This window comes from Aeromicrobium sp. MLTX1 (assembly GCF_046452335.1).
GTDB lineage: Bacteria > Actinomycetota > Actinomycetes > Propionibacteriales > Nocardioidaceae > Aeromicrobium.
The window spans coordinates 629,705-643,435 of record NZ_JBKFDN010000002.1 but is presented as its reverse complement, the minus strand read 5'-3'; the positions used below and the strand labels follow the sequence as shown (position 1 = coordinate 643,435).

The following is a 13,731-nucleotide window of genomic DNA, read 5'->3' as shown; positions in this document are numbered from 1 at the left end:
AGGAGGATCATGCGCGAACTGACTGATCGCGACGTTCGCCGAGCCCGCGAACGCGTGCTGGGCGTTGGCTTCGCCGGCGACCTGAACGAGGACCGCGGCGTGCGCCGTGAGATCCAGGACTCGTGGCGACGGTCGGCGATGACTGGCATCTCCCCGGACGTGGAGGACATCCCCTATCTGCCCAACCTGCCCGAAGACAGTCGTTTGCTGCGCGCCGCCGGTCCCGTACTTCAGCGCTTGGCCGACCAGCTCGCCCATTCGACGGCAACGGTCCTGCTGGCGGACAGCACGGCCCGCATCGTCGACCGTCGCGCCGGCAGCAGCGCGTTGCTGTCGAAGCTCGACCATGCGTACGTCGCGCCAGGCTTCGCCTACTCCGAGGAGTCGACCGGCACCAACGGCATCGGCACGGCGCTGGAGGAGCGCAAGCTTTTCGTCGTGAACGGCGGGGAGCACTATCGCGAGTCGTTGCAGAGTCTCTCCTGCGCAGGTACGCCGATCGTTCACCCCGTCGGCCGCCGCGTCGAGGGAATCCTCGACATCACATGTCACGCCGAGGACGCCAACGACATGATGGCTCCACTGGTGGCTGGGGCGGCGCGCGAGATCGAACAGCGCCTGTTCGAGATGGCGTCCCGCGACGAACGTGCCCTCCTGGAGGACTTTCTACGGACGTCGCGGCAGGGGTCGTCGGCCGTGGTGTCGCTGAGCAGTGATCTGGTGATGACCAACCCGGCTGCCGCGCGGCTCATCCAGCCGTCAGACCACACATTGCTCTGGAACTGGGCCTGTCTTCGCCTCGAGTCGCACGAAGAGTTCATCGGGGAAGTTCAACTGGCCGATTCGACCGAGGTCATGGCGAAGGCCCGCCGGCTCGACGATGGGCGTCGCACCGTCGGCATCGTGATGGAGTTGCGGCCCAAACGTGGTCTTGGGCACCCGCGTCCCAAGGGGGCAACCCGTGGAACCGTGCCACGTCGTCCGCCCGTCCGCTCCGACGCCGCGACTCTCTCCGGGCGAGGTCATGCGACCCGCCTGCTGGACCAGGAGATGGATCGCATCGCCCTCGACCCCGGACCCACCCTGATCACCGGCGACCCCGGCGTCGGCAAGCGTTACACGGCGCGGCGTCTGCATGCCCGGTGGGCGCCCGAGTCGGAGTACTCCGAGTTGGACCTCTCCCTGCTCGAGCCGCACGAAGTGATCACCGCGTTGCGCGAGGCCGCGGCGGCCATGGGTAGGGGGTCCACCGTGCTCCTGCGTAACCTCACCGCGCTCGATGACCCGACCATGACGCGGGTTGTCGGGCTGGTCGAGAAGGCCACGGAGAGCCGCTGGCACCTCATCATCACCGGGCCCGACGATCCCGGAGCGGTCGCCGGTCGTGCGCACGGGCATCTGAGCCGTCGCCTGAGCGTGGTTCCCCTCGTGCAGCGAATGGAAGAGATCGAAGACATTGCGCGGGCGGTTCTCGCGTCTCGGCACGACTGGACCCCGCCTCGGCTCCAGTCCGCGACGGTGCAGGCCCTCACCCAACAGACGTGGCCCGGAAACGTTCGCGAGCTCGAGTCCGTGCTGCTCTCGGCCGCCTCCAAGACCTCAGGCGGCGACGTCGGTCTGCAACACCTACCCCATCGGTATCGCGAAGGTCCGGCCTCGCGGGCAAGATCGACACTCGAGCGAGCGGAGCTGGACACGCTGCTGAAGGTGCTCGAGGAGTGTCATGGCAACAAGTCGGCTGCTGCCGATCGCCTCGGTATCGCGCGCTCGACGTTGTACCGCAAGGTTCGGGAGTACGGCATCGACACGCAGCGGTTCGTCAGGTTCGCGGACTACGGACACTCAGTGGCGCAGTCGTAGCAAAGTCGGACAGCACGGCGCAGCCCGTGACCGGCACAGTGGTCCCTGATGATGTCCACCACAGGAGGCCACGTGTTCCGCACCAGATTCACCGAGGAGTTCGGGATCGAGCATCCCATCGTCTGTGGTGGGATGACAGCCGTCGGCACGGCCGAGCTGGTCTCCGCCGTCGCGAATGCGGGTGCGTTGGGCTTCCTGACCGCCCTCACCCAGCCCACGCCCGCCGCCCTCGCAGAGGAGATCGCGCGCTGTCAGCGCCTGACGGACCGCCCCTTCGGGGTGAATCTGACGATCCTTCCGACGATCGATCCAGTGCCCTACGACGAATACCGCGACGCCATCATCGACTCCGGGGTCAAGATCGTGGAGACCGCAGGCTCGAACCCGGCCCCGCATCTGCCGGCCCTGGCGGCGGCCGGCGTCAAGGTCATCCACAAGGCGGTGACCGTTCGGCATGCCGTCAAGGGTGAACGGCTCGGCGTCGACGCGATCAGCATCGACGGCTTCGAATGCGCCGGCCACCCCGGCGGTGAGGACGTCCCGGGGCTGGTGCTGATACCCGCAGCTGCACGCCAGGTCGGGATCCCGCTGATCGCGAGCGGCGGCTTCGCGACGGGCAGCGGACTGGCAGCCGCGCTTTCGCTCGGCGCCGAGGCGATCAACATGGGCACCCGGTTCGTCGCCTCGGCAGAGGCTCCGGTTCACGGCAACGTGAAGCGGCAGATCGTGATGAATGACGAGCGCTCGACGGTGCTGGTGTTCCGCGAGTTCAACAACACGGCCCGGGTGGCGCGCAACGCGGTGTCCGAGGAGATTGCCCGGCGCGGGTCCTTGCCGGGAGCAGACTTCGCAGACGTGGCGGACCTCGCGTCGGGGAAGCGCGGTCGCCAGCGGGTCCTGACAGATGGGCACGTCGACGACGGGATGTGGTGGGCGGGACAGTCCCAAGGCCTGATCACGTCGGTGAAGACCTGCAGGGAGATCGTCGACGACATCATGACCGAGGCCGCCGAGATCATCGACCGCCTCAGGTTGGTGCGGACGGGCACTCAGGTCGCGCGCGGACAGTGAGGACGACGATGAACTTCTCGACGTTGCGGCACGACCTCGACGACGGCGTCCTGACGGTGACGCTGAGCCGGCCAGACCAGTTGAACGCGTTCACCGTCACGATGGCCGACGAGCTCGAACGGACCTTTGCTGCGGTCAATGAGGACGACGACGTTCGTGCGGTCGTCGTCACGGGTGAGGGGCGTGCTTTCTGCGCGGGCATGGATTTGTCGGCATCAGGCAACGTCTTCGGGCTCGACGAGCAGCTCACACCCGGTCTCGGAGACATGGACGATCTCGATGCCCCCAAGATCGCGGGTGTGCGGGACAGTGGCGGACGAGTGGCGTTGGCAATTCACGACTGTCGCAAACCGATCATCGCCGCCATCAATGGTCCCGCCGTCGGGATCGGCGCCACGATGACACTGGCGATGGACCGCAGGATCATCTCCGAGAACGCTCGGATCGGGCTGGTCTTCGGGCGCATCGGCATTGTCCCCGAGGCGTCGTCGACGTGGTACCTGTCGCGCTTGGTCGCGCCTTCGGCAGCGCTGGATCTGGCCCTGCGCGCGGACGTCCTGGATGCCGCCGAGGCTGCCAAGGTTGGGCTGGTCGATGAGATCGCGGCCCCCGGGGACCTTCTGGGCCGGGCTCGGGACGTCGCCGACGCTTGGACGAAGGGTCGCTCGCCTGTGGCGGTCGCGTTGACCCGGCAGATGGTCCGGCGGAACGGCTCGCTCGGCCATCCAGTCGACGCGCATCGGGTTGACTCACTGGCCATGTTCTGGACCAGTATCGGTGACGGCAAGGAGGGTGTGGCTGCCTTCCTCGACAAGCGTCCTCCTGAGTTCACCGGCCGGGCCTCCGCGATGCCGCCGTTCTACGAGGACTGGGTGCGCGACGAACGCCAGAGACATACTTGATCGTCCGCTCCCCGGGCGCGCCGCGCTCGGGGATCTCGGCTCCGTGTTCGCTTCAGTGCGTCCGGTCTCGCAGGTGCCGGGGGCCTCGTGTCGGTCGCCATCGTCGAGAAACGGCAGAGAATCCTCGCGGGAATCTCCTTGGCGCCTCGTGCTCTCATGTGTCCCTGCCTGAGGTCCTCGCAAGAGGCATGTGAGGCGTACTACGAGCACCCCTCACACGTAAGGGTTCGTCCAGACCCGCTTGGTGGCGGGAGTCGACACGTCCCAGGCGAACGACTTGACCGCCCATTGAACCCTCGCGTCGCTTGAGTGCACGGGCCCCGAACCGGTCAGGGCCGCACGAGCGCTCGCCGGTCGCTGATCGCTGATCGCGCAAAGGGTCTCCGCATGAGGGTGCCACGGCCGGTTCGACGGACCGGCAAGGACGAGAGTGCGTTCGACGCGCGGTTCGAGCGGCACGAGAGCCAAGGCCGTGTCGAGCATCGGAGCAGTCAAGGATGGGACGGCAGCCACCCCGAGGCCGGCTTCGACCATGCACAGCAAGGTGCCGAGTTCGCGGATGCGCTGTGCGGGACGGAACGGGATGCCCGCGAGGTCATGCATGCGCTGCAACTGAGTCTCGCATCCAGCTGACGTCGCCAGCAGCGGGTCGTGCAGCAGGTCGTGCAGCTCGATAGATGGCTCCCCTGCGAGCGGGTGATCGACTCTGACGACTGCTTGGAACGCGTCGTGCGCGAGGATCACGGATCCCTCGGGCGCTGGGACGGGATCGACGAGGATGCCGGCGTCGATGATGCCCTCGGCCAACCATCGCTCGATCTCCTCATCTGTGCCCTCAAACAGGCGCACCTCGATGTGCGGTGCTTCGTCTCGTCACGCGACGAGTAGATTCGGAAGTAGTCCCCGGGCTGCCGTGGGAGGCACGCCCAGGCCGATTGGCGCGGAAATCTGGGCGTCGTGGTGCGCGGCCGCGGAGGCTTGGAACCCCCGCATCGCGGCGAGCATGGCACGCGCGTGCGGGATGAGTGCCTCGCCCAGCGGGGTGCCCCGCACGGGAGTCGTGCGCTCGACAAGCGCGCCATCCACTTCGCGTTCCAGAGACGCCAGCGAGTGGGACACCGAGGACTGGCTCATCGTGAGTTGATCCGCGGCCGCACCGAATCCGCCCCGGTCGAGCACGGCCACCAGCACTTCGAGTTGACGCAGTGTTACCGCCATCGAACCAACTCATCACTCGATCGATGCTATCGATCTGACGCATCGCATTCGAGTATCGCACGCTGGCATGAGCGGTTCAATTCCGCCGCCCGCCACGTCACCAAAGGAGGGGAGGGCTGATGGGTCCGAGCGATACACGACGGGTCGGCGTCCTGTTCGCCGCCGTGTCGCTGGCGTGGGGGACCGAGCATTCTGTTCATGAAGCTCGGCAGGGAAGGACTTTCGGCGGCCCAGGTCATGGTGGGACGTCTCGGGCTCGGCTCCATGCTGCTCATTGCGATCATGCTCGTCACCCGCCGAAGGTGGCCGAGGGGCGCTCGCACCTGGGGTTCACTCGCGGTGATCGCGGTGTTCCTGTGCGTGATCCCGTTCACCTTGTATGCGTGGGCGGGTCAGCGCATCCCCTCCAGCCTTTCGAGCATTTACAACGCGACCACACCGATCGCGACCCTGATGGTCGGGCTGGCGCTGTTGCCGGACGAACTCCTCACTCGCTTCCGGATCGGGGGACTTCTCATCGCCGCGTGCGGGGTCGTTGTCGTTGCCGGACCGTGGGCGATCGACGTGGGTCCACTGATGGCACCACGGTGCTGCTAGCACAGCTCGCGTGCCTGGGCGCGAACCTCTGCTACGCGGTGGCATTCGTGCTCTCCCGGCGGCTCTTGCGGACTGGCCGGTACGACGCGACCACGATTGCTGCCAGCCAGATCACCGTCGCTGCGCTCCTCGGGCTGCTCATCGTCCCTTCGTCGGCGGGCTCGCACCGGTTCAGCTCAAGCCCTCGGTGCTGTGGAGCATGCTCGCGCTCGGGCTGCTTTCCACTGGCATCGTCTACGTCTGGCACGCCCAGATCATTCACGCCTGCGGCGCCGCCTCGGGTTCCACCGTCATCTACGTCACCCCTGTCGTCGGGGTGGTCCTCGGAGTCGTGCTGCTCGGGGAGGCGCTGCACCGGAGCGAACCCGCAGGCGGCCTGCTCATCATGATCGGTGTGCTCGTCAGCCAAGGCCTAGGCATCCGGGTGTTCCGCCCCGTCAGACCCATTCGCGAGTCTTAGGAAGAGACCGTCGTGAATGCCGCTCTCGAGGCTCAGCGCTCATGGGACCTCGCAAATTGGACGTTTACCTCACGGATTGAGACGCGCAAACACGTGTAGTGGTGAGCTACAGTTGCGAACTGTCAGAGCGCTGATCCAGTAGACCTTCCAGCACAAATTCGTTGGAACGGGCATCGATGGCAAGTGTCAGAAACGCCCCGGTTTCTTCCAGAGGTCGCAGGAGCAATTCTCGAAGCTCGCCGTCGCCAGTCGGAGTCCGGAGTGTGATGAGTTGGTAGCTCCAATCTCGGCAAGCCGGGCGCACGACGGCTCCGGCCAGGGAACCTGCAATGGGGAAGCCGCAGGCCAGAGCCGTCGTTGCTGCTCAGTGGGTTGGTCGAGGAGTGTGCTGGCGCTTTTCGGTGCGGTCGGTCGGTGGGTCAGTCGATGGGGTCATAGGAACCTCACCACCAGCACGTAGGCAAGTGTGCCGATCCCGACGCTGAGGAGGGTCCGCCGCCCGGCGAGGAGATGGACTGCGGCGGTGACGCCCACGGCGGCGATGGCATGGAGGGCGTGATTCCGGTCGTCACCGGTGGAGGTGAGGAAGGTGCTGGCAGCCAAGATCGCGAGGATGCCGACCGGCATCCAGGTCGCCATCGTTTTAACCAGCGTCGACTCCCGCAGGGGTCCCAGGATCGCGAACGGCACTGCTCGCAGGGCGAGGGTGATGGTGAACACGGTCGCGAGAACTCCCGCGATGTACCAGGCGCCGGGGCTAGGCATCGGCGCTCTCCTTCGGTCGCATCAGCAGGTACCGGACCAGAAGAGCGCCGACAAACAGCAGCAGGCCCGCGAACAGCGCCGAACCCGGCACCGTGACAACGGCGATCGCGAAGCTGGAGGCGGCCAGCAGCAGCGAGGGGACCTGTTGCTTGGTGCGGCAGGCGTCGAGGGTGAGGGTGACGAACAGGGCGCACAGGGCGAACTCCAGGCCCTCGATCTTCACCGGTATGAGCGTGCCGATCAGCACCCCGACCAGTCCACCGCCGACCCAGTAGCACTGGAAGGCGATCTGCATGGACAACAGCCGCCACGACGTCCAACCTCGCGGGTTCGCGGCGGTCACCGCGTAGGCCTCGTCGATGAGCGCGTAGACCGAGTAGGCACGGGCCACCGGGTGCTTCACCACGCTGATTGGGAAGGTGAAGGCGTAGAAGACGTGACGGAAGTTCACCAGGAACGTCGTCAGCGCGATCGTTCCCAGCGGCGTCAGGGCGACCATCATCGCGATCAGCAGCAGTTCCAGCGACCCGGCGAACCCCGCGATCGACAGGGCGGGGGCGACCCACCACGGCAGACCGGCCTGAAGCACGAGCAGCCCGAACGCGACGCCGAGCGGGAACATACCCAACCCGGCTGCCAAAGAGGCCTTGAGGCCAGCGGCGACCTCCGTGCGTCGGGACGACGGCGCCCGGTCGAGCGCCTCCACTGCCTCACTCATGAGCACAAGCATCCCAGGATTCTCGCAAAATATGCTTGCCTAAGTGCGTGGCCTTCCGCTGCTATTGTGCAATATATGGACCTCGACGGACTCGATCACGCAATCATCGACAACCTCCGTTCCGATGGCCGCATGTCGAACGTCGCGCTGGCCGATCGGGTGGGACTCACTCCGGCGCCGTGCCTGCGGCGCGTCCAGCGGCTCGAAGCCGAAGGCGTGATCCGCGGCTACCAGGCCATCGTCAGCCCCGACGCGCTGGGGCAAGGCTTCGAGGTGTTCCTCGACATCGACCTGACCGACTTCGCGCGCGGTAGCATCGACGCCTTCGAGACCTCGATGACCGGCTTCGCCGAAGTGATCGAGCTCCACCGCCTGTTCGGCACCCCCGACTACCACGCCAGGATCGCTACCGCCGACACCGCGGCCTACGAGGCTTTCCTCACCGACCACGTGCTCACGATCCCCGGCATCTCCCGGGTCTCCTCACGGTTCGCAATGAAGACCCTCAAGTCGCTGCGGCCCACTGGTGACACGGCCAAGCTCGGACAGTGAGCACAGCCTGGGCTCAGCGACCGGTCCCCATCCACCGTGGACCGGCTGTCAGCGGACAGTCCCTGACCTGCTTGACGTTCTCGCGCGACCGCCCGGAACGGAAGCAGCCCTGTCGGCACTGTTCACTCAGGCGGCCGACTCGGTGTCCCCGGAGGCGGAATAGTCTGGAATCACAGCGCGATCGGCCCGTCCCAGCTCACGTCCACCTGTGCGGGGGAGTCCTTCATGACGCCTCGATTCTTCGGCTGGTGCGGATGATGCGGCGGCAGCGCAGCCCGAGCAGCACAACGGCGGCGCCGAAGAGTCGGAACTGCTTGTTGGTCGTCTGGCGCGCCAGATAGCGCTGGTACACCTGCTGTGCGATGACGGCCACGCGGAACAGGCCGAACACCTCGTACCAGGTGCGGTCACGTGGGCAGACCTGCGTCCCGGTGCGCTCGCAGTAGTAGTCGAAGACCTCGTCCCGGGTCATCATTCCCGGCAGATTCGTGGGCTGCCGTCGGAAGGCGCGGTAGAGCGGACCGTCGGACTGCTCCACCCAGTATCCCAAGGTGTTGGCCAGGTCCATGAGGGGATCACCCAGCGTCGCGAGCTCCCAGTCGAGGAGGGCCTTCGGCCGAGTCGGGTCGGCGGGGTCGAGCACGATGTTGTCGAAGCGGAATGCAGTGGGCAGTGTTGGAGTGCTGATTTTCCAACCATTCCAGTAAAAATGCATTGGAAGGCGCATCGATGGGAAGTCGGGCAAGGCCCCGATCTACTCGAGAGGTCGCGAGTTCAAGTCCTCGGTCTCGTTGGCGTCCGGAGTTCCCGCTGGCTAGCCTTTCCAGCCGCGAGACTCGGCACGTTTTCTAGCGAGCGCCGCGAGTCGGTCTGACGCTGCCTGCTGGTATCGCATCGCAGCTTGGCTGGTGGAATGGCCGCCCAGGGCCATGAGTTCGGCGAGGGTGGCGCCGTGCCGAGCGGCCTCGGTGAGGGCGCCGTGGCGGAGGTCGTGGAAGCGCAAGTCGTCTCGTCCAGCTATGTGGCGTGCCTCGTACCACCCGAAACCCTTGCGGTGGGTCTTGCCGCGGCGCTCGATGGTGACTTTGCCGTAGAAGGCGCTGGGGGAGAGGTGACCGCCATTGACTCCGGGGAACATCAGTCCCTGAAGTCCTGGCGCCGCGTGCTGCTTCTTGTGCTCGATCACGGCGGCGACAATGTCGGGTGGGATGGGAACGTCGCGGATGCCGGCATCGCTCTTGGGCGTCTTGGCGACGACGCCAGCCGACCGGGACCGCACCACGCCGCGGCGCACGTGGATGATCGCGTTCTTTATGTCGACGTCCGAACGTCGGAGCTCCGCCAGTTCACCAAAGCGAAGAGCGCAGCCATCAGCCAGTAGGACCATCAGGCGGTGTCGTTCGGGCATGTTCGCCACGATGACCGCGATCTCCTCCGCCGTCGCAGGTCGGATGCGTCGCTTCGCGCCCGAGGTGCCGCCGCCGGAGATCCCGCAGGGGTTGAACGGAATCAATGCCTGGCCGCTGTTCTTTGTCGGGTCGGCTGCCGTGCGCATGATGGCGCGAAGGAGGGAGTACGCGTGAGCTCGGTACGTAGGCCGGTCTGGAGCGGCATCGTCGTACCACCGGCCGACGGCGTCAGGGCTGATGTCTTGAAGCGGAGTCGTTGCGAATGTCGGGAGGATCAGTCGGGCAAGGAGGTCTTGGTAGTGGTCGCGTGTGCGGTCGGCAAGGGGGCGTCCTTTGACCTTTCGGTCGGCCAGCCATCGCTGGGCGTACTCGCCGAACTGCAGAGACGCAGAACGCCTCTGAGCGTTCCGTACGGCGGGCGCTGTCCATGTCCCATTCGACAGCAGACGGCGCTCGTCGACGAGCCACGCCTCAGCGTCACTGCGGGTGACGAAGGTATGAGGAGCGGTGTGCCGGAGCCGGCTTCCCGATCCAGTGGTTCGACCAGCCGGGTCGGCGTAGCGTGCTTGAAAGCGACCGCTGGGGAGCTTCGAGATCTCCCCGAACTCTCGACGATCTCCAGCGCGGACCATGGAGCAGTGCCCCCGATTTCGTAGTTCCCACGTAGTTCAAGCGTAGTTCTGGAGTTGCTGATTATGTCACCTGGTGACCGCATCTGTCACTGAAAGAAAACCCTGAAATGACAGTCTATATTACGATCTTCATCTGAGTTCGGGTGTCGGCTGATAATCAGCGGCGTACTGGTTCGAACTCAGTACCGCCAGCCCGAAGATTCTGATTGGGAGCACCCAAGGCTCTGGGTGCTCGTTCGCGACGGCGCGGCGATTCGTCTCCCAGACACATCTATGACACGGGCGGACCTTCTGAACTGTCAGGAGTGTGGTCGGACTCAGGCGGTATCGCGTCTGGGTTCGAGTGATCTGCTTCGAAGTCGATGAACCAGACATCCTCGTCGTACTTCGGCGGATCCGGAATCCCCAGCTGGTCACTCATCCCGATCTCATCGAATTCCCAACCGTTTTGCTCGTGGACTCCCTGTAGGAGAAAGTTGGCTTGGAGGCTCGCGGCGTTCTCTCGCTGGTATGCAAGATTTAACCGGCGAAACTCCAGGTCCCCCAGAACGATTTGGAAGAAGAGCTGCAGGCGTTCCAGGGGCCTTTTGTTCTCTGGAAGGTTCTGGTCAAAGACCGTTTTCGGAATCCCCTTCAGACTTGCTTCCAACGCAGAGACATCCCCGAGCGTCACGGCCGAATTGAACTCGTGGGCCAGGCGGTTTCGCACATCGTTAATCTTCTTCAGTGATTCGGCGGAACTGTGGTCGAGCACGCCGGTTGCGATGGCGAGGTTTCGCTTCTCGGAGAAACTCCTGCGCTCCGCTCTGATCGCATCGGGGACAGTCAGAGACTCAACGAGTAGCGACGTGAGAACTCGCTCGACCCAGAGATGCCCCCGGAAGAACATCTCTATCGGCCTTCGCGGATTCATGTGGTCCACGTAGAGCAGCATGTCGAGAGGCATGCCCGAGCGTACTGCGTGCAAGGACACCAGACCCGGGGCGCCGATGGTGAGCCCCCAGGTCAGGCACGACGGCGAGATGCCGAAGTCCCTCGTGGGTTGGAGCAATGGGAGCATTTGAGCTCGCAAGCACCCGGATCATGTCCTGCGGAACGGGAACGCGCCGGGTATGCTGCACACCCTTTCGGCTTCGACACATTTACGCAGTTCAGATGTCACCTATCCGTGCAGAGAGCCGGACAACTCCGGTCGCCTGCTCATGCGCTGGCTCGAAGCCGCGAACGAGCAATTCCGATCGGTCATGGCGGATGTAGTCGCTATGTCGTTTGTCGCAAGGAAGGGTCTGCTGCGCGGTTCGGTGCGGTTACGACCTGTGGTGCTGAGTGCGCTGCTGTAGTCATGTCGACGATGCTCGGTTGATCGAGCGGCGGCGTCTTGCGGAGCGGCTTGGACGTCGCGGCAGCGCACCGGCGTACTCGGCCGGGATAATGGAAAGGGGCAACGACTACGCTTGGCTATACGAACTGAAGATCGGTGCACCCTCAGGGGGCACAGTTCCGAGGTAACGGGAGGCAACGGGAGGCAACCGCCGCTGGAACTGCAGGCGAAACCGGATTTTGTCTGAAATGCCAAGGAGCGGCGCTTGGGTTCAAGTCCCCCCTCGGACACAGAAGAACCAGATGGCTCTGACCAGCGGAAACGCGGTCAGGGCCATTTGTTGTTTCAGGAGCGGAACGCCATGGGGGCACGTGATTGGCTGGAATTGCAGGTGTTTCGTTGTCCGGTGGGGGACCAGTCGCTCAGAACGGACTACGGCGGCGCAGAAGCGGGGTGGGTTGGCCGTAGCAGGTGAAGTGGTCGTGTCACGTTTCTAGCGATTGAAGCTTGGTGCGTGGATGAGCGAATAGCCTTGGGGCACTGATTGAAGGGAGGCAGAGATGCGGAAGCACGCGCACCTGAAGCGCGAGTACAAGAGCGAGATTCAACGTGTCTCGGCCATCCTGTTCGAGAACGATCCCGTGGGCATCAACTTCGGAGAGAACGCCGATGAGTACGAGCCTGAGGCGGCTGACATCGTGCGACGACTCCCCGAGGCCAGCGGCCCGGAGGATCTCGCTCGGATTGTCCGCGACGTTTTCGTCCACTGGTTCGGTGCCGAATCGGCTGTTCGTGACTCGAGTTACGCCGAACTCGCTCGACGGATCTGGCGCGATCCTTGGGGCCACTACGAGAAGGACACCGTCCACAGCGGTCACGCCTATCCGGTGAGTCGCTCGCGCGTCGGGTCGGCGCTGACCGCGGCCGGAGCCAGGACCGGGCGCCTCTACTTCTCGATGCCGGACCGTTCAAACGATTTCGAGCCGCTGGTCCTCGCTCGGGCCTACTGGCGTGGAAACGCCCGCGCCAACTACCACGGCGCCGAGACATCCCGCGCCGAAGACGGCATGATCCTCTGGATAGATGCTGTTCCGAAGGACCGGCTCCCTGACGCCCGACGAGGTCTTGAGACCGAGGGCCTGGCCCGCGCCGCGGAATGGATCGTCGCACGCTTACGCGCCGCTGCAGCCGGTGAAGCACTCGCAACTTCCGAGGCGGACTTCTATGTCTTCATCAGGAACGGCGAAGTGGGCTTCAGCGAGGCGCATCCCTCGCAACTGTGACGACCGGCGTGAGGATCGACTATCGGTTCAGGTGTTCGTAGAGCTCGCGCTCGCAGACCAGCACGTGGGGCGTGGCGCCGAGGCGTCCTGCTCCTGCACCGCGCACGCTCACCGCGACCAGGTCGGTGCCGGAGTCGAGTAGGCTTGCAAGGCGTTTCGCCTGACCTTTGGGCACGTATCCGGCGACGCGTCGCCCGGTCTCGGCGTACACCGCGATCGCATTCGTGTCGTACTCGTTGTCTGGTTCGCGCACCAGCCGCAGCGGCGCGCCCGGGGTGAACCGTCCAGCCTTCACCGCGTCTTCGTAATACCCGGTTCCGCGAAGAGCGAATGAGTGAATTCCCAACCGCCAAGATGTCCGGCTCTTGGGATTCACCCAGCCAAGCGGGGTGGTGACGAGCAGCCGGTCTCGCTCTCGCGCGAGCCAGGCGTCGGGTAATCCGTCTGGACCGGGCTGGAGGCCGCGCGCTTCGGTCTCGGCGTCCATGAACTCTGCGCGTGCCACGTAGCCACGGCTGCGGGCAGCTCTGACGACCTCGGTCTTCGAGCGCGGTTTGATCGGCCCGCGATGTTCCAGATGCCTGATGAGCGCCGCGATTTCTGTGCCGGATCGTCCTTGCCGCCGATACGCCGCCAACCTGTTGTCCCACTCCTGCTCTGGCATCCAGGTCGGCCCGTACTCCACGCCGCGAACAGGTGTGTGGGCTGCCGACGGTGTCGGGCTTGCACGAGTTTCGTTCGAGCGCTTGCGCCAGAAGGGGAGTCGCATCTCATCAGCGTTCCACCGGAAACACCCGCTAAAGGGGGCTTTGAGGAAACTCGACGTTGGAGTGCTGATGTCTGCCGCGAGGATCGCCGACAAGGAGCGTCCTATCGGTTTGAGTTCCCGCGACATCGCCTGTAACTGCTGGCGCGGTGCGCAACGACACGTCCCCTGCGTGGG

Annotated in this window: 14 protein-coding genes and 2 pseudogenes; 7 read left to right on the top strand and 9 right to left on the bottom strand. The window is 65.0% G+C overall.

Annotation, left to right across the window (positions count from 1 at the left end):
• Positions 1-9 precede the first annotated feature (9 nt).
• From ACK99Q_RS13625 to ACK99Q_RS13615, 3 genes are all read left to right on the top strand, one after another.
• A complete protein-coding gene (locus tag ACK99Q_RS13625) occupies positions 10-1,860 on the top strand; it encodes a sigma-54-dependent Fis family transcriptional regulator (protein WP_410186657.1) in 1,851 nt (616 codons plus the stop codon).
• Positions 1,861-1,932: 72 nt separating this feature from the next.
• Positions 1,933-2,931 (top strand): NAD(P)H-dependent flavin oxidoreductase, encoded by a 999-nt coding sequence (locus ACK99Q_RS13620; protein ID WP_410186656.1) that lies wholly within the window; start codon positions 1,933-1,935, stop codon positions 2,929-2,931.
• Between the two features lie 8 nt (positions 2,932-2,939).
• Entirely contained in the window at positions 2,940-3,833 is an 894-nt protein-coding gene (locus ACK99Q_RS13615; RefSeq protein WP_410186655.1) for a crotonase/enoyl-CoA hydratase family protein, read from the top strand.
• A 213-nt stretch (positions 3,834-4,046) separates the two neighbouring features.
• Here ACK99Q_RS13615 and ACK99Q_RS13610 read toward each other — a convergent pair.
• Together ACK99Q_RS13610 and ACK99Q_RS13605 are read right to left on the bottom strand one after the other, a co-directional pair.
• Positions 4,047-4,691 (bottom strand): annotated as a pseudogene (locus ACK99Q_RS13610) (LysR family transcriptional regulator substrate-binding protein); the annotation flags it as partial.
• 15 nt (positions 4,692-4,706) lie between these two features.
• Complete coding sequence (locus ACK99Q_RS13605; protein WP_410186654.1) at positions 4,707-5,051, bottom strand: LysR family transcriptional regulator; 345 nt, start codon at positions 5,049-5,051, stop codon at positions 4,707-4,709.
• A gap of 198 nt (positions 5,052-5,249) precedes the next feature.
• Here ACK99Q_RS13605 and ACK99Q_RS13600 point away from each other — a divergent pair, with 198 nt between their 5' ends.
• Positions 5,250-5,648, top strand: a complete 399-nt coding sequence (locus ACK99Q_RS13600; protein WP_410186653.1) for an EamA family transporter — start codon at positions 5,250-5,252, stop codon at positions 5,646-5,648.
• A 10-nt stretch (positions 5,649-5,658) separates the two neighbouring features.
• Complete coding sequence (locus tag ACK99Q_RS13595; RefSeq protein ID WP_410186652.1) at positions 5,659-6,108, top strand: EamA family transporter; 450 nt, start codon at positions 5,659-5,661, stop codon at positions 6,106-6,108.
• Positions 6,109-6,540: 432 nt separating this feature from the next.
• Here the strand turns inward: ACK99Q_RS13595 and ACK99Q_RS13590 are convergent, their stop codons facing one another.
• Positions 6,541-6,873 carry a branched-chain amino acid transporter permease gene (locus ACK99Q_RS13590; protein WP_410186651.1) on the bottom strand — a complete coding sequence of 111 codons (333 nt, stop codon included), beginning with the start codon at positions 6,871-6,873 and terminating at the stop codon, positions 6,541-6,543.
• On the bottom strand, positions 6,866-7,579 hold the full coding sequence (locus tag ACK99Q_RS13585) for an AzlC family ABC transporter permease (protein ID WP_410186650.1): 714 nt from the start codon (positions 7,577-7,579) through the stop codon (positions 6,866-6,868). Before ACK99Q_RS13585 ends, ACK99Q_RS13590 begins: the two co-directional genes overlap by 8 nt.
• A gap of 87 nt (positions 7,580-7,666) precedes the next feature.
• Here ACK99Q_RS13585 and ACK99Q_RS13580 point away from each other — a divergent pair, with 87 nt between their 5' ends.
• Positions 7,667-8,143 (top strand): Lrp/AsnC family transcriptional regulator, encoded by a 477-nt coding sequence (locus ACK99Q_RS13580; protein WP_410186649.1) that lies wholly within the window; start codon positions 7,667-7,669, stop codon positions 8,141-8,143.
• Positions 8,144-8,366: 223 nt separating this feature from the next.
• Here the strand turns inward: ACK99Q_RS13580 and ACK99Q_RS13575 are convergent, their stop codons facing one another.
• The 4 genes and pseudogenes from ACK99Q_RS13575 to ACK99Q_RS13560 all read right to left on the bottom strand — a co-directional run bounded on the left by ACK99Q_RS13575 (position 8,367) and on the right by ACK99Q_RS13560 (position 11,130).
• Positions 8,367-8,858 (bottom strand): phosphotransferase, encoded by a 492-nt coding sequence (locus tag ACK99Q_RS13575; protein ID WP_410186648.1) that lies wholly within the window; start codon positions 8,856-8,858, stop codon positions 8,367-8,369.
• Positions 8,859-8,957: 99 nt separating this feature from the next.
• Complete coding sequence (locus ACK99Q_RS13570; RefSeq protein WP_410186993.1) at positions 8,958-9,698, bottom strand: tyrosine-type recombinase/integrase; 741 nt, start codon at positions 9,696-9,698, stop codon at positions 8,958-8,960.
• 72 nt (positions 9,699-9,770) lie between these two features.
• Positions 9,771-10,184, bottom strand: a pseudogene (locus ACK99Q_RS13565) (hypothetical protein); the annotation flags it as partial.
• 271 nt (positions 10,185-10,455) lie between these two features.
• The gene (locus ACK99Q_RS13560) at positions 10,456-11,130 is read right to left on the bottom strand and encodes a hypothetical protein (RefSeq protein WP_410186647.1); all 675 of its coding nucleotides are present in this window, start codon (positions 11,128-11,130) and stop codon (positions 10,456-10,458) included.
• A gap of 935 nt (positions 11,131-12,065) precedes the next feature.
• Here ACK99Q_RS13560 and ACK99Q_RS13555 point away from each other — a divergent pair.
• Positions 12,066-12,788, top strand: coding sequence for a hypothetical protein (locus ACK99Q_RS13555; protein ID WP_410186646.1), 723 nt, complete (start codon positions 12,066-12,068; stop codon positions 12,786-12,788).
• Positions 12,789-12,807: 19 nt separating this feature from the next.
• Here ACK99Q_RS13555 and ACK99Q_RS13550 read toward each other — a convergent pair whose 3' ends face one another.
• Positions 12,808-13,650 carry an HIRAN domain-containing protein gene (locus ACK99Q_RS13550; RefSeq protein ID WP_410186645.1) on the bottom strand — a complete coding sequence of 281 codons (843 nt, stop codon included), beginning with the start codon at positions 13,648-13,650 and terminating at the stop codon, positions 12,808-12,810.
• Between the last annotated feature and the right edge of the window lie 81 nt (positions 13,651-13,731).

What these genes read in the sequence shown, in the direction of transcription:
- ACK99Q_RS13605 (WP_410186654.1), bottom strand. Translation starts at nt 5,051, where the DNA reads ATGGCGGTAACACTGCGTCAACTCGAAGTGCTGGTGGCCGTGCTCGAC.
- ACK99Q_RS13560 (WP_410186647.1), bottom strand. Translation starts at nt 11,130, where the DNA reads ATGCCTCTCGACATGCTGCTCTACGTGGACCACATGAATCCGCGAAGG.
- ACK99Q_RS13575 (WP_410186648.1), bottom strand. Translation starts at nt 8,858, where the DNA reads ATGCATTTTTACTGGAATGGTTGGAAAATCAGCACTCCAACACTGCCC.
- ACK99Q_RS13625 (WP_410186657.1), top strand. Translation starts at nt 10, where the DNA reads ATGCGCGAACTGACTGATCGCGACGTTCGCCGAGCCCGCGAACGCGTG.
- ACK99Q_RS13590 (WP_410186651.1), bottom strand. Translation starts at nt 6,873, where the DNA reads ATGCCTAGCCCCGGCGCCTGGTACATCGCGGGAGTTCTCGCGACCGTG.
- ACK99Q_RS13615 (WP_410186655.1), top strand. Translation starts at nt 2,940, where the DNA reads ATGAACTTCTCGACGTTGCGGCACGACCTCGACGACGGCGTCCTGACG.
- ACK99Q_RS13580 (WP_410186649.1), top strand. Translation starts at nt 7,667, where the DNA reads ATGGACCTCGACGGACTCGATCACGCAATCATCGACAACCTCCGTTCC.
- ACK99Q_RS13600 (WP_410186653.1), top strand. Translation starts at nt 5,250, where the DNA reads ATGAAGCTCGGCAGGGAAGGACTTTCGGCGGCCCAGGTCATGGTGGGA.
- ACK99Q_RS13555 (WP_410186646.1), top strand. Translation starts at nt 12,066, where the DNA reads ATGCGGAAGCACGCGCACCTGAAGCGCGAGTACAAGAGCGAGATTCAA.
- ACK99Q_RS13570 (WP_410186993.1), bottom strand. Translation starts at nt 9,698, where the DNA reads ATGCGCACGGCAGCCGACCCGACAAAGAACAGCGGCCAGGCATTGATT.